The 19,982-nt window shown below is 70.1% G+C and carries 21 protein-coding genes; 2 read left to right on the forward strand and 19 right to left on the reverse strand.

What is annotated here, in order from left to right:
• Window positions 1–41: 41 nt before the first annotated feature.
• Window positions 42–1,109 (reverse strand): DUF8094 domain-containing protein, encoded by a 1,068-nt coding sequence (locus JOD52_RS09365; protein WP_017823914.1) that lies wholly within the window; start codon window positions 1,107–1,109, stop codon window positions 42–44.
• Window positions 1,106–1,804, reverse strand: coding sequence for a hypothetical protein (locus JOD52_RS09370; RefSeq protein ID WP_204409634.1), 699 nt, complete (start codon window positions 1,802–1,804; stop codon window positions 1,106–1,108). Before JOD52_RS09370 ends, JOD52_RS09365 begins: the two co-directional genes overlap by 4 nt.
• A gap of 131 nt (window positions 1,805–1,935) precedes the next feature.
• Here JOD52_RS09370 and nucS point away from each other — a divergent pair, with 131 nt between their 5' ends.
• Complete coding sequence (gene nucS / locus JOD52_RS09375; RefSeq protein ID WP_031307205.1) at window positions 1,936–2,643, forward strand: endonuclease NucS; 708 nt, start codon at window positions 1,936–1,938, stop codon at window positions 2,641–2,643.
• A gap of 26 nt (window positions 2,644–2,669) precedes the next feature.
• Window positions 2,670–3,914, forward strand: a complete 1,245-nt coding sequence (locus JOD52_RS09380; RefSeq protein ID WP_204409635.1) for an N-acetylglucosamine-6-phosphate deacetylase — start codon at window positions 2,670–2,672, stop codon at window positions 3,912–3,914.
• A 44-nt stretch (window positions 3,915–3,958) separates the two neighbouring features.
• Here the strand turns inward: JOD52_RS09380 and JOD52_RS09385 are convergent, their stop codons facing one another.
• The 17 genes from JOD52_RS09385 to JOD52_RS09465 all read right to left on the reverse strand — a co-directional run bounded on the left by JOD52_RS09385 (window position 3,959) and on the right by JOD52_RS09465 (window position 19,877).
• Window positions 3,959–4,399, reverse strand: a complete 441-nt coding sequence (locus JOD52_RS09385; RefSeq protein ID WP_204409636.1) for a DUF2550 domain-containing protein — start codon at window positions 4,397–4,399, stop codon at window positions 3,959–3,961.
• Between the two features lie 16 nt (window positions 4,400–4,415).
• Window positions 4,416–4,691 (reverse strand): F0F1 ATP synthase subunit epsilon, encoded by a 276-nt coding sequence (locus JOD52_RS09390; protein ID WP_204409637.1) that lies wholly within the window; start codon window positions 4,689–4,691, stop codon window positions 4,416–4,418.
• On the reverse strand, window positions 4,688–6,157 hold the full coding sequence (gene atpD, locus JOD52_RS09395; protein ID WP_204409638.1) for a F0F1 ATP synthase subunit beta: 1,470 nt from the start codon (window positions 6,155–6,157) through the stop codon (window positions 4,688–4,690). Before atpD ends, JOD52_RS09390 begins: the two co-directional genes overlap by 4 nt.
• Window positions 6,158–6,222: 65 nt before the next feature.
• Entirely contained in the window at window positions 6,223–7,137 is a 915-nt protein-coding gene (locus JOD52_RS09400) for a F0F1 ATP synthase subunit gamma (protein ID WP_204409639.1), read from the reverse strand.
• 73 nt (window positions 7,138–7,210) lie between these two features.
• Window positions 7,211–8,839: a F0F1 ATP synthase subunit alpha gene (gene atpA, locus JOD52_RS09405; protein ID WP_204409641.1), complete on the reverse strand. Its 1,629-nt coding sequence runs from the start codon at window positions 8,837–8,839 to the stop codon at window positions 7,211–7,213.
• Between the two features lie 101 nt (window positions 8,840–8,940).
• Window positions 8,941–9,759, reverse strand: a complete 819-nt coding sequence (locus tag JOD52_RS09410) for a F0F1 ATP synthase subunit delta (RefSeq protein WP_204409643.1) — start codon at window positions 9,757–9,759, stop codon at window positions 8,941–8,943.
• A 9-nt stretch (window positions 9,760–9,768) separates the two neighbouring features.
• The gene (locus tag JOD52_RS09415; protein ID WP_017823904.1) at window positions 9,769–10,314 is read right to left on the reverse strand and encodes a F0F1 ATP synthase subunit B; all 546 of its coding nucleotides are present in this window, start codon (window positions 10,312–10,314) and stop codon (window positions 9,769–9,771) included.
• A 10-nt stretch (window positions 10,315–10,324) separates the two neighbouring features.
• A complete protein-coding gene (atpE, locus tag JOD52_RS09420; protein WP_204409645.1) occupies window positions 10,325–10,561 on the reverse strand; it encodes an ATP synthase F0 subunit C in 237 nt (78 codons plus the stop codon).
• A 110-nt stretch (window positions 10,562–10,671) separates the two neighbouring features.
• Window positions 10,672–11,415 carry a F0F1 ATP synthase subunit A gene (gene atpB, locus JOD52_RS09425; protein WP_017823902.1) on the reverse strand — a complete coding sequence of 248 codons (744 nt, stop codon included), beginning with the start codon at window positions 11,413–11,415 and terminating at the stop codon, window positions 10,672–10,674.
• Window positions 11,416–11,674: 259 nt separating this feature from the next.
• A complete protein-coding gene (locus JOD52_RS09430; protein ID WP_017823901.1) occupies window positions 11,675–12,220 on the reverse strand; it encodes a Cg1360 family ATP-synthase-associated protein in 546 nt (181 codons plus the stop codon).
• Window positions 12,204–13,328: an MraY family glycosyltransferase gene (locus JOD52_RS09435; RefSeq protein WP_017823900.1), complete on the reverse strand. Its 1,125-nt coding sequence runs from the start codon at window positions 13,326–13,328 to the stop codon at window positions 12,204–12,206. Before JOD52_RS09435 ends, JOD52_RS09430 begins: the two co-directional genes overlap by 17 nt.
• Window positions 13,325–14,326 (reverse strand): L-threonylcarbamoyladenylate synthase, encoded by a 1,002-nt coding sequence (locus JOD52_RS09440; protein WP_204409647.1) that lies wholly within the window; start codon window positions 14,324–14,326, stop codon window positions 13,325–13,327. Before JOD52_RS09440 ends, JOD52_RS09435 begins: the two co-directional genes overlap by 4 nt.
• Window positions 14,323–15,231: a peptide chain release factor N(5)-glutamine methyltransferase gene (gene prmC, locus JOD52_RS09445; protein ID WP_017823898.1), complete on the reverse strand. Its 909-nt coding sequence runs from the start codon at window positions 15,229–15,231 to the stop codon at window positions 14,323–14,325. Before prmC ends, JOD52_RS09440 begins: the two co-directional genes overlap by 4 nt.
• The gene (gene prfA / locus JOD52_RS09450; protein ID WP_017823897.1) at window positions 15,228–16,343 is read right to left on the reverse strand and encodes a peptide chain release factor 1; all 1,116 of its coding nucleotides are present in this window, start codon (window positions 16,341–16,343) and stop codon (window positions 15,228–15,230) included. The genes prmC and prfA overlap by 4 nt, the downstream gene beginning before the upstream one ends.
• Before the next feature lie 94 nt (window positions 16,344–16,437).
• Window positions 16,438–16,650, reverse strand: coding sequence for a 50S ribosomal protein L31 (gene rpmE, locus JOD52_RS09455; protein WP_017823896.1), 213 nt, complete (start codon window positions 16,648–16,650; stop codon window positions 16,438–16,440).
• 156 nt (window positions 16,651–16,806) lie between these two features.
• Entirely contained in the window at window positions 16,807–17,829 is a 1,023-nt protein-coding gene (locus JOD52_RS09460) for a LacI family DNA-binding transcriptional regulator (RefSeq protein WP_017823895.1), read from the reverse strand.
• The gene (locus tag JOD52_RS09465; RefSeq protein WP_204409649.1) at window positions 17,826–19,877 is read right to left on the reverse strand and encodes an aldo/keto reductase; all 2,052 of its coding nucleotides are present in this window, start codon (window positions 19,875–19,877) and stop codon (window positions 17,826–17,828) included. The genes JOD52_RS09460 and JOD52_RS09465 overlap by 4 nt, the downstream gene beginning before the upstream one ends.
• Between the last annotated feature and the right edge of the window lie 105 nt (window positions 19,878–19,982).

A 19,982-nucleotide genomic window follows, 5' to 3' on the forward strand; every position in this document is an offset into this window, starting at 1 on the left:
TCTCAACCGTGCGCCGGCGCCGTTCGAAGATCCGGACCGGCTCAGGTACCGCTGGCCCCGAGGGCGGTCTGGGTGCCGCCGATGGGCTGGATCTGGGTGCCGGCATCTGCCGGTGGGACGTACATGGCCACGGTGGTGCCGTAGGTGCGCACGTAGGTGTCGGTGAAGTCCTTCTTCCCGATCAGCTTGGTGTACTTGTTGTCCTCGGCGTAGCTCATGGTGGCGCCGTCCTTGACGTCCACCGTGCGGGTGGACATCAGGGTGCCCATCACGATGGCGCCGCCGTCGTCGGTGCGCAGTCCCGCGAACTCGCCCTCCTTGACGGTGTACACCTCCTTGATGGTGGCGGCCTCGTCCCGCTCCACCCCGGCGTTCAACTCGGCGCGCTCGGCCTGGATGCGCTCGTGGGTGACGGTCTGGAAGGGGTTGGGGGCCAGCTTGTCCTCCGGGTCCGCCCCGTCGCCGTCGCTGAGCACCTTCGCGTACAGGGCCAGTGCCTCGGCCGGGGTCATCAGCAGGCCGGCCTCATCGATCGCGACGGGCTCGGAGCCCACCCGCTGATCGGGGACCATCGGCATCTCGATGCCCACGGCCTGCTGTGCCCAGCCCCAGGTGGTGTACGGGGAGCGGGCATCGTTCTGCTGCAGCACCATGAAGTAGGGAACGCCCTCGGCCACGGAATCCGAGACCAGTGCGATCGCCACCCGCGGGAACGCATCGCCCACCGAGGTCATCGGCACGATCAGCTCGTTGCCGGGCCGCTTGAGGTCCTCGGCCCACTCCTCGGCCTTGGCGATCATGCCGTAGGCAGCGGTGCGGAACTCCGCGGCGGAACCGGTGACGCGAGGCGCCAGCAGGGCCGCGTCGCGAGCCTCGTCGGCCGCCATCACGGCGTCGTGGATCTCGGTCACGAAGGTCTCGAACTGGCCCTCCCCGGTGACGGGGGTGGGCTCGGCCAGCGTCGGCCCGCTGGGCGGCGCGGCGGGCGGCTCGGGCTCGGAGGCGCAACCGGCCAGCACCGCGCCTGCCAGCAGGGTGCCGGTGCCCATCAGCAGGCGACGACGACCCATCAGGGGGGTCGCAGGATTCCAGGGGGTCGTGGGGGTCATCGCAGCTCCTGCGTCGTGGGCTCGCCGTCAGCGGGGGCCTCGTCATCGATCGGATCATGCTCGTCGTCCCGGCGGCGTGAGCCGACCGAGACCACCAGCAGCACCAGACCGATCACGGCCACGGCCGCACCGGCGGCGTAGGCGTAGGGCACCCATTCGTTCTTCACGTGCACCGGCCAGGTGATGGAGATGCTCTGCGCACCGGGGGCGGTGCCGTCGGTGACGACCAGGATGGCGCGGTACATCTGCTCGTTCTCGCCGTGCTCACCGGCGGCGAACTGCGCGACGTCGATGGTGGCGGGGCTGGGGCTGGTGTCCACCGTGCGCCACAGATCGGACTGGGTGGGGGGGGGCAGTTCGGCCGGTCCATCGGGGTTGACCTGCTCGGTGGTGATCGTCGACCAGTCGGACAGGCCCGTCACCCGGGTGTAGCGGGCATCGCCCAGCCACGCCTCGATGTCGCCGTTGGGGGCAGTGATCAGGGAGACGTCGGAGGCACCGGTGATGGTGACCTCGCCCTCCTGCCCACCCACGTACAGCACTCCGGGATCGATCAGCACAGCGGGACCGGGATCGTCCAGTTCGACTGTGGCGGTGCGCTCGGTGGCGGGAGCCCAGACGGTCTCACCGAGCCTTCCGAGCACCAGGCCTGCGACGCCGAGCAGCACCAGCAGGACGGCGAGGACGCGTTGCACGATGGTTCTCTCCTTGACGGCGTGCCGGGACCCTGCCCCGACGGGGGACCTCCCCACGATACGGTCGGCCCCCACCGGGGAACAGTGCGACGTGAGCATCTGCACGCCTGGCCGTGCCGTACGCTGATCGGGTGCGTCTTGTCGTTGCCCGTTGCTCCGTCGACTACACCGGTCGACTCACCGCCCACCTGCCGCTGGCACCGCGCCTGCTGATCCTGAAGGCCGACGGCAGCGTGCTGATCCACTCCGACGGCGGCAGCTACAAGCCCCTGAACTGGATGAGCCCGCCCTGCACCCTGACCACCACCCGTCGCAGCGACGACGAGATCCAGGGCGATCCCGAGGGTGAGTGGATCGAGCAGTGGGACGTGGTGCACGACAAGTCCGGGGACCGGCTGCGGGTGCGCCTGCACGAGGTCTTCGAGGACTCCAGCCACGAGCTGGGCGTGGACCCGGGACTGGTCAAGGACGGCGTGGAGGCCCACCTGCAGGCCCTCCTGGCCGAGAACATCGGGACCCTGGGGCCGGGCTGGACCCTGGTGCGCCGCGAGTACGCCACCGCCATCGGGCCGGTGGACATCCTGGCCCGCGACCCGGAGGGCCGCGCGGTGGCCATCGAGATCAAGCGCCGCGGCGAGATCGACGGCGTGGAGCAGCTCACCCGCTATCTCGAACTGCTGAACCGCGATCCCCTGCTGGCCCCCGTGCGCGGCATGTTCGCCGCCCAGGCCATCAAGCCCCAGGCCAAGGTCCTCGCCGGGGACCGCGGCATCGACTGCGTGACCCTGGACTACGACGCCCTGCGCGGCATCGACGACGTGGAGTCGCGCCTCTTCTGACCGTTCCTCGCCACCACAGGAGAGACATGTCGCCCGCTGATCCCGCCTCCTCCCCCACATCCTCGACGCACCCCGACGTGCTCCGGGCAGACCTCGCCCTGCACGGCACCGCCGTGCTGGAGCGCGGCCTGGTTCCCGGTGCCGTGGTGCTGCTGGCGGGCGGTCACGTGCTGTGGTCCGGCTCCGCCGTGGATGCCCCCTCCTACGAGGCCGCCCGCACCATCGAGCACGACGGCCTGATCCTGCCGGGGCTGGTGGACATCCACTGCCACGGCGGGGGCGGTGCCTCCTTCCCCGATGCGGACGGACCCGAGCAGATGATGCAGGCCGTGCTCGAGCACCGCCGCCACGGCACCACCTCGCTGGTGGCATCGCTGGTGACCGCCTCCCCCGAGACCCTTCGCGCCCGCGTCGCCGACCTGGCGCGCCTGGCGGCCGACGGGGAGATCGCGGCGATCCACCTGGAGGGCCCCTTCATCTCCGTGGCCCGCAAGGGGGCGCAGAACCCCGAGCACATCACCGGCGGTGATGCCGCGCTGGTGCGGGAGTTGGCCGGCGTCGCCGGCGGGGCGCTGGCCACCATGACCGTCGCACCGGAGGCGGAGGACGCCGATGCGGTGATCACCGCCCTCGCCGAATCCGGTGCTGTCCCCTCCCTGGGCCACACCGACTGCACCAGTGCTGAGATGTCCTGGGCCGTGCAGGCATCCCGGACCGCGCTGCGCCGGGCCCACGGTCGCTCATCGCTGCCCACGGCGACCCATCTGTTCAACGGGATGCGCCCGATTCACCACCGCGACCCCGGCCCGGCATTCGCCTGCCTGGACGCGGCCGCACGCGGGGAGATGGTGGTGGAGCTGGTGGCCGACGGCGCGCACCTGGACCACCGCACCGTTGCCCACGTGTTCGCGGTGGCCGCCGAAGACCACGTGATGTTGGTGACCGATGCCATGGCCGCCGCCGGCATGGCCGACGGCCAGTACACCCTGGGTGCGCAGGAGGTCACCGTCGCCGGGGGTGTCGCCACCCTCACCCACGGCGGCTCGATCGCCGGGGGCACCGCCCACCTGCTGGACGTGCTGCGCCACACCGTGCAGGGATCCGGGGTAGACCTCGTGCGCGCCGTGCGCGCAGCCACGATCGTGCCTGCCACGGTGCTGGGCATGCAGGACACCATCGGCTCGCTCGAGGCCGGTCGCAGGGCGGACGTGCTGCTGGTGGATTCGCAGCTGCAGCCGGTGACGGTGCTGCGCGGCGGCGAGAGCGTCTGAGCGGCCAGGCCCGCCTGAGGGAACGGGCCGGTCGCCGTCCCAGGTCAGTCGGTGTCGCCCGCCACCATGCCGGTGGGCGCCGCCTCCAACCAGGAGTTGAGAGCGGCTCCCGCGGAGAGGTCCACGATCGCCTGGATCTCCTGACCGTCCCGCAGGTGGAACACCACCAGGCAGGAGTCCTCGTCCCCGGGGACCTGGGCGGGCAGGCGCTCACGGTCCATCTCGGCGATGTCCCGGCGGTGGATCACCGCTGACGGTGACAGGCGCATCGAGAATGCCCGGAACCAGCGGACCCGGTCGGTGCCGAACCTCATCAGGCCCCGCTGCCAGCTCTCGGGCCCGGTCAGGCCCCGGCGACGCAGCGTGCAGTCGAAGGCACCGCGCTGGCGGGAGACGAACAGCTGCCGGCCGATCACGGCCACCGCCAGCACGACGAAGAGCACCCCGATCCCCACCAGGAGGACCGGGATGCTCAGATCGTTCATGGATGCGCGCGTGGGCTCAGCGCTCGGAACGGGACACGCGCTCGGCGTCGTCCACCGCGATCGTGACCACGTCGCCGTCCACGGAGACGAAGCCGCCCACCACGTCGCGCTCGGTGACCTCGCCGCCCTCGGCGATGATGCGCACCAGCCCGCGGTCCAGGACCGCGAGGGTGGGCTGCATCTGGGGCAGGATGCCCATCGAGCCGTCGGCCGCGGGCACCACCACCTGGGCGGCGCGACCGGACCACACGGTCCGGTCGGCCGTCACGAAGGTGACCTCGAGGGTGCTCACTTCTCGAGCCCCTTCTGGATCCGGTGGTGGGCCTCCATCACCATGTCGATGCCGCCCACGTTGAAGAAGGCCTGCTCGGGGATGTGGTCGAACTCGCCGTCGCAGATGCCCTTGAAGCCCTCGATGGTGTCGCGCAGCGGCACGTCGGAGCCGTCCACACCGGTGAACTGCTTGGCGATGTGGGTGTTCTGGGACAGGAACTGCTGGATGCGACGAGCGCGCGAGACGATGACCTTGTCCTCCTCGGACAGCTCGTCCACACCCAGCATCGCGATGATGTCCTGCAGCTCCTTGTTGCGCTGCAGCACCTGCTTGACGCGCACCGCGGTGTCGTAGTGGTCCTGGCCGATGTAGCGGGGATCCAGGATCCGGGAGGTGGAGGACAGCGGGTCGATCGCCGGGTACAGACCACGCGAGGCGATCTCACGGGACAGCTCGGTGGTGGCGTCGAGGTGGGCGAAGGTGGTCGCCGGGGCCGGGTCGGTGTAGTCGTCGGCCGGGACGTAGATCGCCTGCATCGAGGTGATGGAGTGGCCGCGGGTGGAGGTGATGCGTTCCTGCAGCACGCCCATCTCGTCGGCCAGGTTCGGCTGGTAGCCCACGGCGGAGGGCATGCGGCCCAGCAGGGTTGACACCTCGGAACCGGCCTGGGTGAAGCGGAAGATGTTGTCGATGAACAGCAGCACGTCCTGGCTCTGCACATCGCGGAAGTACTCCGCCATGGTCAGCGCCGACAGGGCCACGCGCAGACGGGTGCCCGGCGGCTCGTCCATCTGGCCGAAGACCAGGGCGGTCTTCTCGATGACGCCGGACTCGGTCATCTCCTCGATCAGGTCCCAGCCCTCACGGGTGCGCTCGCCCACGCCGGCGAACACGGAGACGCCGTCGTGGTTGTTGGCCACGCGGTAGATCATCTCCTGGATCAGCACCGTCTTGCCCACGCCGGCGCCGCCGAACAGGCCGATCTTGCCGCCCTGCACGTAGGGGGTGAGCAGGTCGATCGACTTGATGCCGGTCTCGAACATCTGGGTCTTGGACTCCAGCTGGTCGAAGTTCGGGGCCTTGCGGTGGATCGGCCAGCGCTCGTCCACCTGGAAGGTGGCGGCGTCCTTGTTCAGCGGGGTGCCGGTCACGTCGAACACGGTGCCCAGGGTGGCGTCTCCCACGGGCACCGAGATCGGGGCTCCGGTGTCGTTCACGGACTGGCCGCGCACCAGGCCGTCGGTGGGCTTCAGGGCGATCGCGCGCACCATGCCGTCGCCGAGGTGCTGGGCGGTCTCCAGCCACAGGACGCGCTTGGTCTCGCCGTCACCGGAGAAGTCGATCTCGGTGTTCAGCGCGTTGTACAGCTCGGGGATCTGCCCCGGGGGGAACTCGATGTCGACGACGGCGCCGGTGACGCGCGCGACGCGGCCGGTGCCGGCCGGGGCCTGGGACTCGGTGGGGGCAGTGGCGGTGGTGGTCATGTCCGTACTCTCCATGGGTATGGCGGGCGATGGGGCTCGCGGCGGGATCTCAGGGTCCGTGGGTGTCAGCGTTCGCTGCGTCCGGAGCCCGACAGGGCGTCGGCACCGCCGACGATCTCGGTGATCTCCTGGGTGATCTCCGCCTGACGGGCGGAGTTCGCCAGTCGGGTGAACTTGTTGATCTGGGTCTCTGCGTTGTCGGTGGCGGTCTTCATCGCACGCTGGCGGGAGGCATGCTCGGAGGCCATCGACTGCAGCAGGATGTTGATGATCCGCGCCTCCACGTAGCGCGGGATCAGCTGCTCCATCACGGTGTCCGCATCCGGGGTGAACGAGTACAGCGGGTAGCTGGGGCGCAGCTCGTCGGGATCCGCGTCCACCACACCCATGGGCACCAGGCGCACGGACTTGGTGTACTGCTGGAAGCGGCTCTCGAAGCGGGTGCCCACCACGTACAGCTCGTCGATGTGCTGCTCGAGGTCCTCGGCGAGCAGGTCCTCGGTGACCACCTTGGCGATCTCCCGACCCAGCTCAGGCAGCTCGGCCTCCTTGTACGGGGTCCACGAGCGGTGCGGTTCCCGGTTCCGGAAGCGGTAGTAGCTGTCGCCCTTGCGACCGACCACGTACATCACCGGGGTCTTGCCCTGGTCCCGCAGCAGGTTGGCGAGCTGCTCGGCGCCGCGGATGGCGTTGGGCGAGTAGGCCCCGGCCATGCCGCGGTCCGAGGTGATCAGCAGGATCCCCACGCGGCCGCTGAGCGAGCGGTCCGCCTGCAGGAACGGGTGGTCGATCTCGTCGGAATGCGTGGCGACCGAGCCGATGGCCGCGGTGATCGCCTCGGCGTACGGGGTGGTGGCCCGCACGCGGGCATGGGCCTTGGAGATGCGCGCTGCCGCGATCATCTCCTGGGCCTTGAAGATCTTCTTCATGCCCTGAGCGGACTTGATCCGCTGCTTGTAGACCCTCTGCTGGGCTCCCATGTCTCTCCTCGTGCGCCGTGGATGCGTCCTGGCCGGTTTGCCGCCCGTCCGATGGACGGGCGGCTGCTGCAGATCAGCCCCGGACGATCTTCTCCTGCTCGATGTCATCGGCGGACATGCGTCCGCTCTCGTCGTTGCGCTCGAGGCGGTCCTCGCTCTTGCCGGCCAGGTATTCGCGCTTGACGTCCTCGAGGATGCGGGCCAGCTCCTCCTCCGTGTCCTTCTCGAACTTGGAGGATTCACGGATGGTGGACAGCACCGAGCCGTTGTGGCGCAGGTGCTCCAGCAGCTGTGCCTCGAAGTCGCGCACGTCCTCGACCTCGATGTCGTCGAACTTGCCGGTGGTGCCTGCCCAGATCGAGACCACCTGCTCCTCGACCGGGAACGGCGAGTACTGGGACTGCTTCAGCAGCTCCATCAGGCGTGCGCCACGGCCCAGCTGCTGCTTGGAGGCAGCGTCCAGGTCGGAGGCGAACATGGCGAAGGACTCCAGGTCGCGGTACTGCGCCAGGGAGATCTTCAGGGTGCCCGAGACGGACTTCATCGCCTTGATCTGCGCCGAGCCGCCCACGCGGGACACCGAGATGCCCACGTCGACCGCCGGACGCTGGTTGGCGTTGAACAGGTCCGACTGCAGGAAGCACTGGCCGTCGGTGATCGAGATGACGTTGGTGGGGATGTACGCCGAGACGTCGTTGGCCTTGGTCTCGATGATCGGCAGACCGGTCATCGAACCGCCGCCCATCTCGTCCGAGAGCTTCGCGCAGCGCTCCAGCAGGCGGGAGTGCAGGTAGAAGACGTCACCGGGGTACGCCTCACGGCCCGGGGGACGACGCAGCAGCAGGGACACGGCGCGGTAGGCCTCGGCCTGCTTGGAGAGGTCGTCGAAGATGATCAGGACGTGCTTGCCCTCGTACATCCAGTGCTGACCGATGGCCGAACCGGTGTAGGGGGCGATGTACTTGAAGCCGGCCGGGTCCGAGGCGGGGGCCGCCACGATGGTCGTGTACTCCAGGGCGCCGTTCTCCTCGAGGGTGGCGCGCACCGAGGCGATGGTGGAGCCCTTCTGACCCACGGCCACGTAGATGCAGCGCACCTGCTTGGATGGGTCGCCGGACTCCCAGTTGGCCTTCTGGTTCAGGATGGTGTCGATCGCGATGGCGGTCTTGCCGGTCTGGCGGTCACCGATGATCAGCTGGCGCTGACCACGGCCGATCGGGGTCATCGCGTCGATGGCCTTCAGGCCCGTCTGCATGGGCTCCTTGACGGCCTTGCGCTGCATGACCGTGGGGGCCTGCAGCTCGAGGGCGCGACGGTCCACGGTGTCGATGTCGCCGAGACCGTCAATGGGGTTGCCGACGGGGTCGACGACGCGGCCCAGGTAGCCCTCGCCCACGGGGACGGAGAGCACCTCGCCGGTGCGGCGGACCTCCTGGCCCTCCTCGATCCCGGTGAACTCACCGAGGACCACCACGCCGACCTCGCGCAGGTCGAGGTTCAGGGCCAGGCCCAGGGTGCCGTCCTCGAAGCGCACCAGCTCGTTGGCCATGACGTCGGGCAGGCCCTCGACGCGCGCGATGCCATCGGCGGCCTCGGTGACGCGGCCGATCTCCTCGCGCTCGGTGGCGCCGGCCTGGTAGGTGGACACCGCGGTGTCCAGGGCGTTCCGGATCTCCTCCGGGCTGATCGTGAGCTCGGCCATCGCTGTGCTTCGCTTCCTCTCGGTCTCCCCGCGGACGGGGGATGTACTGGTGATGCTGCGACGCGGGGGCGTCTGGGCAGGGTCTGGACGTCAGGTCGTGGTCATGAGGACACCAGCTGCTGCTTGGCCCGGGCGAGCCGGGCCAGCACCGTGGCGTCGTAGAGGTCGTTGCCGACCTGGATCCGCAGACCACCCACGACCTCGGGGTCGACCTGGACGTTCATGTGGATCTCCCGGCCGTAGATGCCGGTGAGGATCGCGCCGAGTCGGGCCTGCTGGGGCTCGCTCAGCTCGATCGCGCTGGACACGCTGGCGAAACTGCGGCGGCGACGATCCAAGGCGAACCGGGCCAGCTCGGAGATGCGCCGGGCGGGTTTGGTGTCGCTGCGGCGGGTCACTGCACGGGTCACGAGCTGGAGCGTGAGGCGGTGCACCCGACCCGCCAGGACCGACCGCATGATCCGCTCACGCTGCTCCGGGCTCTCCCGGGCATCGTCCAGCGCCGCGTGCAGATCGCCGTTGCGGTCGATCATCCGCGACACCTGGAACATCTCGTCCTCCACCAGGCCCAGGACGCCCTCGCGCTCCGCCTGCCCGAGCAGCACGGAGACCCCCGCGAGCTCGAGGGCGTCGAGGATGTCCTCCTGCTCGGACCAGCGTCGGCGCACGACCTCGTGGGTGACCTCGAGGGCCTGCGGGCTGACCTTGTCCGCGAACAGGGTGGTGACGACGGACTGCTTGACCTCGGCCGGGCGGCCCGCGTCGGAGAGCAGTCGCACCAGCTGGTTGCTGGAGTCGATGGCGTCGGCCACCGAGAACAGCTGCTCGGCACCGGACTCCAACGAGTCCGTCGGCACCGCCTGGGCGGAGTCGACGAGTCGGAGCACCTCACCGAGGGAGGTGGAGGAAGTTCCTCGCATCACTGGTCCTTATCGGGTGGCGGCCTGGGACGACTCGAGGTCGTCCAGGAAGCGGTCGATCACGCGGCGGGAGCGCTCGTCGTCGTTGAGGGACTCGCCGACGATCTTGGAGGCGAGGTCGCTCGCGAGCGTGCCCACCTCTGCGCGCAGCTCGTGCGAGGCGGCCATCCGCTCCGCGGAGAGCTGCTGACGGCCGGCGGCGAGGACACGCTCGTTCTCGGCCTCGGCGCGGGCCTTGGCCTCCTCGACGATGCGCTGTCCGTCCTGGCGGGCCTTCTCCCGGATCGCTGCCGCCTCCTGGCGGGCCGCGGCGAGAGCGGACTCCTGGTCGGACTTCAGCTGGTCGGCCTGCTCCTGGACCTCTTCGGCCCGGCGGATGCCGCCCTCGATCTTCTCTGCGCGTTCATCGAGCACCGCATTAAGGCGGGGCAGGACGAAGCGCATGAAGACCACGGCGAAGATCGCGATGAAGATCGCCGACCAGATGATCTCCGGGACGTACGGCACGAACAGGCGCCAGCCCGGCGTGGGGGTGTCTCCTGCGCTGAGGATCATGGGGCGATCCTCAGATGAAGGTGAGGACGAAGCCGAAGACGATCGCCAGCAGGGCCAGGAACTCGACGAAGCCGGCGCCGATCAGCATGGTGGTCTGCAGCTGCGAGCGGAGCTCGGGCTGGCGGGCCTGAGCCTCGGCGGTCTTGCCGACGAGGATGCCCAGGCCGATGCCGGGGCCGAGGGCTGCGAGACCGAAGCCGACGGAGGCGATGTTGCCCTCGATGGCGGACAGGATCATCGGGTCCACGGGGGTTTCCTTTCGTTGGGCCGACCGGGTGGACGGCAGTTCAGGGGTTCCAGCGAGCTGGAAGCTTGGGGGGTGGTGCAGATCAGGGAAGGTCGGGGAGCAAGGGGCGATCAGTGCTCGTCGGTGACGGCCATCTGGATGTACACCGCCGAGAGGATCGTGAAGATGAAGGCCTGCAGGGCGGCCACGAAGATCTTGAAGGCGAACACGCCGAGGCTCAGAGCCCCGGCCAGCGGCGAGAGCACGGTCAGCCAGCTGAGCGAGACCACCAGGGCGTGGGTGAGGCCGATCAGCACCACGATGATCATGTGGCCGCCCACCATGTTGGCCAGCAGACGGATGGTGAGCGAGGCCCAGCGGACCACGAACACCTGGATCAGCTCGATCGGGATCAGCAGGATGTAGACCACGCCCGGGACTCCCGGCGGCATGGTGGCGTGCTTGAGGTAGCCGCCCACACCGTGCTCCTTGATACCGGCGGCCACGTAGATCACGAAGGTGGCCAGGGCCAGCAGTAGCGGGATGCCGATCACGGCGGTGCCGGACATGTTGAGGCCGGGGACCATGAATCCGAGGTTCATCGCCAGGATCAGCACGAACACCGTGATCAGCCACGGGCCGAACCGCCTGCCGTCCTTCTCGCCCAGCACGTTCACGACGATGTTCTTGTGCACGAACTCGACCAGCATCTCCACGACGCTCTGGACGCGACCGGGCACCAGCTTGGAGCGGGAGGCGACGATGCACATGAAGATCAGTACGGCCGCGAGGATGATCAGGCGCACCAGCTGGATGCGGTTGAACTCGAAAGGAGTCCCCGCGAACAGGATCGGGTCCGGGAAGAACTCGTCCACCGTGGGGATGTGGAGGAAGGACTCGCCCTCGGCGAGGAGAGGGGGCGCAGCGTCGGCGGTGTTCAGCTCGATCTCCCGTGGTCGTGCAGCCCGCCTCGAAGGTGGCGGACCTGATGTTCACTTCGTGCAGCCTCGCTCCGCACAGGTGCGCCAAGGGGGTCGGTCGCGGTGACGCTCGGGTCACCGGCCGGGGTGCGTCCGCGCCGACAGGTCAGGCCCGTGAACAGCGGCTTGGCACCTATGGGAGCATAACAGAGCATCACTGGTCCTTCGTGCCCGTGTCAGCCCCTCGGACGGGGGTCACATCCAGGGGCTGGCGCACCTTGGCCAGCAGGATCATCTCGCTCGCGATCGCGCACAGCGCTCCCACCAGCAGGGCGATCCCGATCCACAGCATGGAGACCTGTTCGACGCCGCGCAGGACGAGCAGCGTCACGACCACGACCACCATCTTCCCGCCCCACGATGCGAGAACCGTCACGGCCATGGAAGCGGCCCCCAGCCGGGGTGCCAGGTAGGCGGTGACCACGGTGGGGACGACGACGACGAGCGTGAGCACGGTGCCCACCAGCGTGCCCAGCACGGCTGGGGTGTCGTAGGCCATCGCGGCCACTGCGATCACCACGACGTCCAGCACCACCCCCACGATGAGAGCGACCACGGTGGCGCGAAGCATCCCCCGGTCACCGGCGGTGCGTCCGGTTCCTGTGCGGGTGGTGGAGCCGCTGGGTGCAGCGGCCGTCCCCCCGGGGGGGACCTGCGCCTGCGCGGCGGTCTCGACGCTGGGCTCAGAGGGCGTGGACATCGTGCTCCTTACGCCGGCGGACGCGCCGGAGGTCGAGGGGGTCGAAGGTGAGGACCAGGGCTATCAGCACGCCCACGATCCAGAAGATGATCACCGAGCGGGTCTGCATCACCAGTGGGAGCAGCATCCCGACCGAGATCACCACCGTCCAGGTGTACATGATCAGCACCGCGGTGGTCTTGGAGTGCCCAAGGCTCAGCAGGCGGTGGTGCAGATGAGCCTTATCGGCGTGGAACGGGGAGCGGCCCGCACCGATTCGTCGCAGCACCGCGAGGGCGAAGTCCAGGAAGGGGATCACCATCACGGCGATGGGCAGCAGGATCGGCAGGAACTGTCCGAGCAGGTCTGCCCCGGACAGGCGTGCCGGGTCCACCTGCCCGGTGACGGTGATGGTGCTGGCCGCCAGCAGCAGGCCCAGCAGCATCGACCCGGAGTCCCCCATGAAGATCCGGGCCCGGGCCATGTTGTGGGGAAGGAACCCCACGCAGGCGCCGATCATCACCGCGGTGATGAGTGCGGCAAGGGATGAGTAGTCGGTGGTGGAGGCACTGCGGGTGAGGAGGTAGGCGTACAGGAAGAAAGCGGTGCCGCCGATCGCCATCACTCCCGCGGCCAGCCCGTCCAGTCCGTCCACGAAGTTCACGGCGTTCATGCTGACGACCACCACCAGCACGGTGAGGATCAGCGAGGTGTGCCCGGACAGCAGCGTCACGCCTCCGATGGGCAGGGACACCAGCTGCACCCCCTGCCAGGCCAGCAGCAGCGCTGCCAGCACCTGGCCGGCGAGCTTGGTGACCCAGTCCAGGTCCCACTTGTCGTCGGCCGCGCCCAGCAGGCACACCAGGCCGGCGGCGGCCAGGATCCCCCACGGCTGGGTGGAATCGGTGTACAGGCCCTCCAGGAAGGGCACCTGGCTGGCCAGCAGCAGCGCCACCGCCACCCCGGCGAACATGGCCAGGCCCCCCAGTCGTGGGGTCACCGAGTCGTGCACGTCCCGGTCTCGCACTGCCGTCATCGCCCCGGCCCGGCGCGCGAGCAGCCGTGCCGCCGGTGTGGTCAGGAAGGAGACGGCCGCGGCGACCAGGAGCAGGAAGAGATAGATCCTCACCCGGGGGTGTTCCGGGTCGGACCGGCGCCGGGCTCAGCGTCCTCACCGGGGAGGGTGCCGCCGGCGTCCAGCGGGGTGCTGTCCGGGGCATTGTCCCCGGAGGAGATGTCCCTCAGGTCCGGTTCGGAGGGCAGGTCGATGGCGGCATCCCGAGCGGGTGCGCTCGCCTGATCGGTGGCCGGTGGCTCCGCGTTCGAGGGCTCTGCCGCCGGTCCTTCGGGCGCGGTCTCCCTGATGTCGGTGTAGCTGTACTGGTAGCTGCCGTCGGCATCGGCGGGGCCGTCCTCGGCCTCTGCGCCGTCCCCGGCATCGGGGCCGTCGTCCGGTTCCGTCCCGTGGTCGGACGGCTCGGGCTCGGGGGCGGTGAAGATGTCGCCCAGGGCCTCCACGATCTGCTCCCGGGTCAGGGCACCCTCGCGCACGATCTCCGGGGGTTCGACAGTGGTGTCGATGATGGTGGAGCTGGTGCCGATGCGAGCGGTCCCACCATCGAGGTACACCTCCGCCGCGTCACCCAGCTGGGTCGCGGCGTCCAGCACGGTGAGGGCGGCGGGCTTGCCGTGACGGTTCGCGCTGGAGACGGCCATCGGGCCGGTGCGGCGCAGCAGGTCCAGGGCCACCTCGTCGTCGGGCATGCGCAGGGCGACGGTGCCGCGGGTCTCGCCCAGGTCCCAGGTGAGGGAGGGCTGGGCGGTGAGGATCAGGGTGAGAGGCCCGGGCCAGAACTCCTCTGCCAGGCGTTCGGCGTAGTCGGGCACGTCCACCGCGAGGGCCAGCAGCACGGAGGGGTCCCCCACCAGCACCGGCGGCGGGGTGTCGCGGCCGCGTCCCTTGGCGTCCAGCAGGGCGTCGACGGCCTCGGCGGAGAAGGCGTCCGCACCGATGCCGTACACGGTGTCGGTGGGCAGGACGATCAGTCGTCCCTCACGCACCGCCTCGACGGCGGTCTGGAGGGCGTCCTCGCGGGACTCGGGGTTCTGGGTGTCATGCACGCTCACCGGGTCAGTCTCTCACTTCCGTGGCTGATCGGGTCCTGGCCGCCCTCGTCATCGCTGCGCCGTGCGAGCAGGAAGCGGTCGCGCCCGGTCAGGTCCGGGCAGGTGGCCACGTCCTCGAACCCCCCGATGTGCTGGGCGAGCTCACGGGTGGCTGGGCCCTGCACGTCGGCGTGCTCCATGATCAGCAGGCCTCCGGTTCGCAGCTTCCTCCGAGCGTGCTCGATGACGGCGCGGGGCAGGTCCAGCCCGTCCTCGCCGCCGCCGTACAGTGCACGGGGCGGATCGTGGCGCAGCACCTCGAGGTCCTGCGGCACGGCATCGGCCGGGACGTACGGCGGGTTGGACACGATCGCGTCGAGCACCGGCACTCCCGCCAGGGCATCGTGATCGGCGAGATCGGCCTGGCGCACCTCGACCCGATCTGCCCAGGGGGCGGTGTTCAGCCGTGCCAGGTCCGCGGCGGCCTCGTCGATCTCGACAGCGAGCACCGTGGTGCCCGGGATCTCGTCGAGCAGGGCCGCGGCCAGGGCCCCGCTGCCGGTGCACAGGTCCGCCACCCGGGCAAGGGGACCGCGGTGGTGCTGCCGCAGCAGGTCCACGACCAGTTCGGTCTCCGGCCGCGGGATGAACACCCCGGGCCTGACCGTGATCCGAAGGCGGCGGAAGGCGGCGTGGCCCTCGATCAGCTGCAGGGGCTCGCGGGCCTCGCGCCGCGCCGCCAGCATCTCGAGGCGGGACTCGAAGTCCGTAGGCAGGTGGTCCAGCAGCACGAGGGGACGCTCGGTCCCGGCGGCAAGGGCGATCAGTGCCCGGGCATCGACGCTCGGGGAAGGAACCCCCGCGGCACCGAGTCGCTCGGAGGTGGTGGCAAGAGCCTGGCGCAGCCGGTCGCGGACCTCGCTCATGCGCCGGTGCCCTGCGCCTGGTCCAGACGGGCCTCGCGCTCGGCTGCGCGGGAGGAGGCGATCAGGTCCTCGAGGTCACCGGCCAGGACGTGCTGGAGGTTGCCTGCCTTGTACCCGGTGCGGTGGTCGGCCACACGCGATTCGGGGAAGTTGTAGGTGCGGATGCGTTCGGATCGGTCCACGGTGCGCACCTGGGAGCGGCGTGCACTGGCCGCTTCGGCGTCCTGGGCGGCGCGGTGCTCGTCCAGCAGCCGGGTGCGCAGGATCCGCATGGCCTGTTCCCTGTTCTGCAGCTGGCTCTTCTCGTCCTGGCAGGACACCACGATCCCGCTGGGGAGGTGGGTGATGCGCACGGCCGAATCCGTGGTGTTGACGCTCTGCCCGCCGGGACCCGATGAGCGGAACACGTCGATGCGCAGATTGGCGGGGGCCATCGCCTCGGCCAGCAGTTCGCTCTCGTCGGTCTCGTCGGCCTCGGGCAGCACCAGGACGCCCACGGCGGAGGTGTGGATCCGGCCGGCGGACTCGGTGACCGGGACCCGCTGCACACGGTGCACCCCGGCCTCGTGCTTGAGGTGGGCGTACACGCCGTCGGCCGGAGTGGCTGCGGCACGGGAGGCAATCGAGACGGTGACGTCCTTCAGCCCGCCGAGTTCGGTGGGTGAGGAGCTCAGCAGCTCGAAGCGCCACCCTCGGTTCTCCGCGAAGGATCGGTACATGCGCAGCATCTCGGCGGCGAAGAGCGCGGACTCCTCTCCCCCGGCACCGGCCTTGATCTCCAGGATCACGTCGCGGGCATCGTCGGGGTCGCGGGGTGCCAGCAGGTCCTCGAGGTGCTCGCGCTGGGCAGCCAGCTGCGCGCTGATCTGCTCGGCCTCCGCGGCGAGCTCCGGGTCCTCGGCTCCGAGCTCCCGGGCTGCGTCGAGATCCTCCTGGGATGAGGCGACGGCGGCGGCGGCGCGCAGCACGGCCTCCACCTCGGCCCAGCGCCGCGCCACCCGGCGTGCCCGGGCGGCGTCGTCGTGCAGGGTGGGATCGGCCATCTGCTCCTGCAGCTGGGCGTGCTCCGCCCGCAGCGGCGCCAGGCGATCGGTTCCCTGCTGGTTCAACATCCCTCCCCCGGGGTGCTCGAGCGGTGCGTGCACCCCTCACATACGAGGACGCCGGCACGCACCCTGGGGCGCGCGCCGGCGTCGACGAGAGGTGTCAGGCCTTCTTCTTGCCGTAGCGGGCCTGGAAGCGGGCGACGCGGCCGCCGGTGTCCAGGATCTTCTGCTTACCGGTGTAGAACGGGTGGCACGCGGAGCAGACCTCGGTGCTGATCGCACCGTCGGTCTTGGTGCTGCGGGTGGTGAACGTGTTGCCGCAGGTGCAGGTGACCTGGGTGACGACGTACTCGGGGTGGATCTCGGCCTTCATCGCTTCTCTCCTTCTCGGGTCGCTGGGTCGGCACCCGGCGGGCGCCGTGAACCAGAACCGACGCACCAGTGTGCCACGTCGTGGGCCGAAGGGACAGGGCAGCGCAGTGCGGCGTTCGCCATACTCGTGGCCCACCTCCGTGGCCCGCCGCGCAGCTCAGGCGGAGTCGCGCACCAGGAGCCGGTACGGGACCGTGCGCAGCGCCTGCTCCCCGTGCAGCGGCACGGCGCCCTCGAGCATCCCGGCCACCAGCGCCACCGTCTGCTCGGCGATCTCCGCTATGTCGATGGCCAGGGTGGTCAGCTCCGGTGTGACAAGTCCGGAGATCGCCAGTCCGTCGACCCCGACCACCCTCACCCTGCCGGGCACATCCACCCCCAGGGAGCGCAGGCCGTGCAGCAGGCGCACCGCTAGTTCGTCGTTGAAGGCGATCAGGGCGTCGGCGCCGTCGGCCAGGACGGCTTCGAGCACGTCGCGGTGACCGTCCCTGGCATCGACCGCCACCACGGGCGCGGCCGCTGCGCCGCGGATGCGGTCCAGTGCCGCGACGAGGCCCTGGGCGCGGATGCTGGGGCCGGCGGCCCCGGCCATGGCGAGGTCGAGCACCATGGGGCGGCGGACGCCGGAGACCTCGAGGTGCCGGGCCAGATCATCCATGGCGGCCGCTGCCCCGAACTGCACCACCCCTGCCGACTCCGCCTGGCGCGCACTGCCGTCCAGGTGCACCACCGGCATGCCGATCGCTCCGCGGATGTCGTCGATGTCCACGCCGTAGCCGACAATCGCATCGACCCTTCTGGACAGCTCCACCGCGACCCGCTCGGGTTCGGGAGCGTGATCGATCTCGGCCAGCACCACGTTCCAGCCGTGCGGGGCGCTGCTGCGCACCAAGGCCGCTCCGAGCTCGGCGAAGAAGGAGTTGGACAGGTCCTTGATCACCACACCGAGCGTGGTGGGCCCCTGCTCGACGAGCCCCCGGCCGAACCGGGAAGGACGGTAGTTCAGCTCCTGGGCGGCGCGCAGTACCCGCTCCCGGGTGGCGGCACTGATCCCGGGCATGTCGTTGACCGCCCGGGTGACGGTCTGCCGGGACACCCCGGCACGGGCGGCCACGTCGATGATCGTGGCCCGCCGGGCCGAGGTGCCCCGGGGCGGGGTGCTCGATGGCGGGGAGCTCATCGGGTCTCCGTTCGCAGGTCGAGCCACTGGACGTCGCGCTCGGACAGGCTGACCCCGAGCCCGCGCATGGAGGACCGCATCTCGGCCAGGGTGCGCGGGCCGAACAGCGCGTAGGTCTCGAAGCGCTGATGCAGCACGTAGGCGAGGGCCACGGCGGTGGGCGGGACCTGCTGCTCCTCAGCGATGACGCGAGCGCGTTCCAGACGTTGAAAGTTTTCCTCGCTGTAGTAGCAGCGCACGAGCTCGGGATCCGAGGTGTCCTGGGGGTGGGCGCGGCCGGTGAAGAACCCGCGGGCCTGGGAGGACCAGGGAAGCAGGGCGATCTTCCGCTGCTCGAGCCATTGCCGGGAGTCGGGATCGGTGGAGTGGACGCATCCGGCCCAGGGCACGTCCAGTGCCCTGGCCAGACCGAAGTGGTTCGAGAGCACCGAGAACTCGCGGCGGCCGGTGCGGCGCGCGTACTCCTGGGCCTCGTCCACCCGCTCGGGGGTCCAGTTGGAGCCGCCGAACGCCGTGATCCGACCGGCGCCGGCCAATTCGTCGAGCACATCGACGAACTCCCCGACCGGGACCTGGAGGTTGTCACGATGCATCATGTAAATGTCAGCATGGTCGGTGCCGAGGCGTTCGAGGGACTCGGTGAGCTGCCGGATGATCGACTCGGGGTCGCAGTGCGGGGTGTGGGCACCCTTGGCGATCAGCACCACGTCGTCACGCACGCCGCGGTTGCGCATCCACGCGCCCAGCAGTGCCTCCGGGCGGCCCCCGCCGTACACGTACGCGGTGTCGAAGGTGGTGCCACCGGCCTCGAGGAAGGCATCGAACATGGCCGAGGCATGGGGCAGCTCGGACTGGTTGTCGCAGCCCATCACCAGGCGGGAGACCGGCTTGTCGATGCCGGGGATCCGCCCGTACGGCATCGCGGGCGTCCCTTCGGTCCCCGCTGTCCTCCCATCCACCACTGCGCTCCGGGCGCCGGCGCCCATCACGAGAGGGCGACCGCTGAGGGTGGGGATCTCCGCATCGTCCTTCTCGAAGGGGTACGTCACTCCCACCGCCCGGCGCCAGGAGTCCTGGGCCCGGGCCTGCCCCAAGGAGTTCGCGAGGTCGATCTCAGGAACCTCGGTGCCGGTTGCCGCGGCCCGGGCAAGGGCGTCGGCCTCCAGCGCGTAGGAACGCGCGGCCGGGACCTCGATGCGGGCCAGCCCCTCGCCCACCGCGGCCAGCTCGATCACCTGCTGATCCCCCAGCGCCCAGGGATCGGCCAGGCGGATCACACCCCGGGAACCGGTGATGGTGGCCGACTGGGGATCATCGAGCCTGATGCCAGTGCGCAGGGCGGCGGTGATGCCGTCGGCGAAGCTCAGGTGGGCGGCAGCGGCCAGGTCCACCCCGGTGGCACCCACGGTACCCGCTCCGCGCACGTCCGTCGGGTCCGCATACGCCGTCCCCTGCGTCGCTCCGACCACGAACCGGGCCAAGGAGAGGGGGTAGCCGCCGACGTCGAGGATCCCTCCCCCGGCGGTGGCGGGGTCGAAGAGGCGGCCCTCCTCCCGCCCGGTGTCGAAGGCGAAGGAGGCGTCGATGTGGAGGACCTCGCCGATCGCGCCATCGCGCACCAGCTCGAGCACCTTCACCGTCTGCGGGTGGAAGCGGTACATGTATGCCTCCAGCAGCGTGAGACCGCTGCGGGTGGCGAGGTCGGCCAGTGCCATCGTGGTGGCGGCGTTCGGCGTCATCGGCTTCTCGCACAGCACGTGCTTGCCGGCCTCCAGGGCGGCCGCGGCGAGCGGGGCGTGGGTGGTGTGCACGGTCGCGACGTACACGGCGTCGACCTCCGGGCAGGCGAGCACCTCGTCATAGGTGCCGACGACAGCAGGGGCCGCTGGCGCGAACTCCTCGGCGAAGGAGCGGGCCCGGTCGGGCGAGGTGCTGCCCACCGCCACCAGGACACCGGCCTCGGAGTACGGAAGCTCGGAGGCGAAGCGGCGGGCGATGGATCCGGGGCCGAGGACGGCCCATCTGACGGGTGCGGCGGCGCTGCTCATGGGGCGGACCGTCCTTTCGTGAACGTTCTCGACCCTGGCAGGCTACCCGGCGACCGTTTCCGGGGCAATCAACGATCGCCCCCGCCGCACCGGCACCGCACCCGT

The sequence above is a fragment of the Brachybacterium muris genome, from assembly GCF_016907455.1.
Taxonomy (GTDB): Bacteria; Actinomycetota; Actinomycetes; order Actinomycetales; family Dermabacteraceae; genus Brachybacterium; species Brachybacterium muris.

Coding starts and splice junctions, on each gene's coding strand:
- JOD52_RS09410 (WP_204409643.1), bottom strand. CDS start 9,759: ATGCGAGGAACTTCCTCCACCTCCCTCGGTGAGGTGCTCCGACTCGTC.
- JOD52_RS09465 (WP_204409649.1), bottom strand. CDS start 19,877: ATGAGCAGCGCCGCCGCACCCGTCAGATGGGCCGTCCTCGGCCCCGGA.
- rpmE (WP_017823896.1), bottom strand. CDS start 16,650: ATGAAGGCCGAGATCCACCCCGAGTACGTCGTCACCCAGGTCACCTGC.
- JOD52_RS09400 (WP_204409639.1), bottom strand. CDS start 7,137: ATGGGAGCCCAGCAGAGGGTCTACAAGCAGCGGATCAAGTCCGCTCAG.
- JOD52_RS09365 (WP_017823914.1), bottom strand. CDS start 1,109: ATGACCCCCACGACCCCCTGGAATCCTGCGACCCCCCTGATGGGTCGT.
- JOD52_RS09460 (WP_017823895.1), bottom strand. CDS start 17,829: ATGAGCTCCCCGCCATCGAGCACCCCGCCCCGGGGCACCTCGGCCCGG.
- prfA (WP_017823897.1), bottom strand. CDS start 16,343: ATGTTGAACCAGCAGGGAACCGATCGCCTGGCGCCGCTGCGGGCGGAG.
- JOD52_RS09430 (WP_017823901.1), bottom strand. CDS start 12,220: ATGTCCACGCCCTCTGAGCCCAGCGTCGAGACCGCCGCGCAGGCGCAG.
- prmC (WP_017823898.1), bottom strand. CDS start 15,231: ATGAGCGAGGTCCGCGACCGGCTGCGCCAGGCTCTTGCCACCACCTCC.
- JOD52_RS09415 (WP_017823904.1), bottom strand. CDS start 10,314: ATGATCCTCAGCGCAGGAGACACCCCCACGCCGGGCTGGCGCCTGTTC.
- JOD52_RS09385 (WP_204409636.1), bottom strand. CDS start 4,399: ATGAACGATCTGAGCATCCCGGTCCTCCTGGTGGGGATCGGGGTGCTC.
- JOD52_RS09380 (WP_204409635.1), top strand. CDS start 2,670: ATGTCGCCCGCTGATCCCGCCTCCTCCCCCACATCCTCGACGCACCCC.
- atpD (WP_204409638.1), bottom strand. CDS start 6,157: ATGACCACCACCGCCACTGCCCCCACCGAGTCCCAGGCCCCGGCCGGC.
- atpA (WP_204409641.1), bottom strand. CDS start 8,839: ATGGCCGAGCTCACGATCAGCCCGGAGGAGATCCGGAACGCCCTGGAC.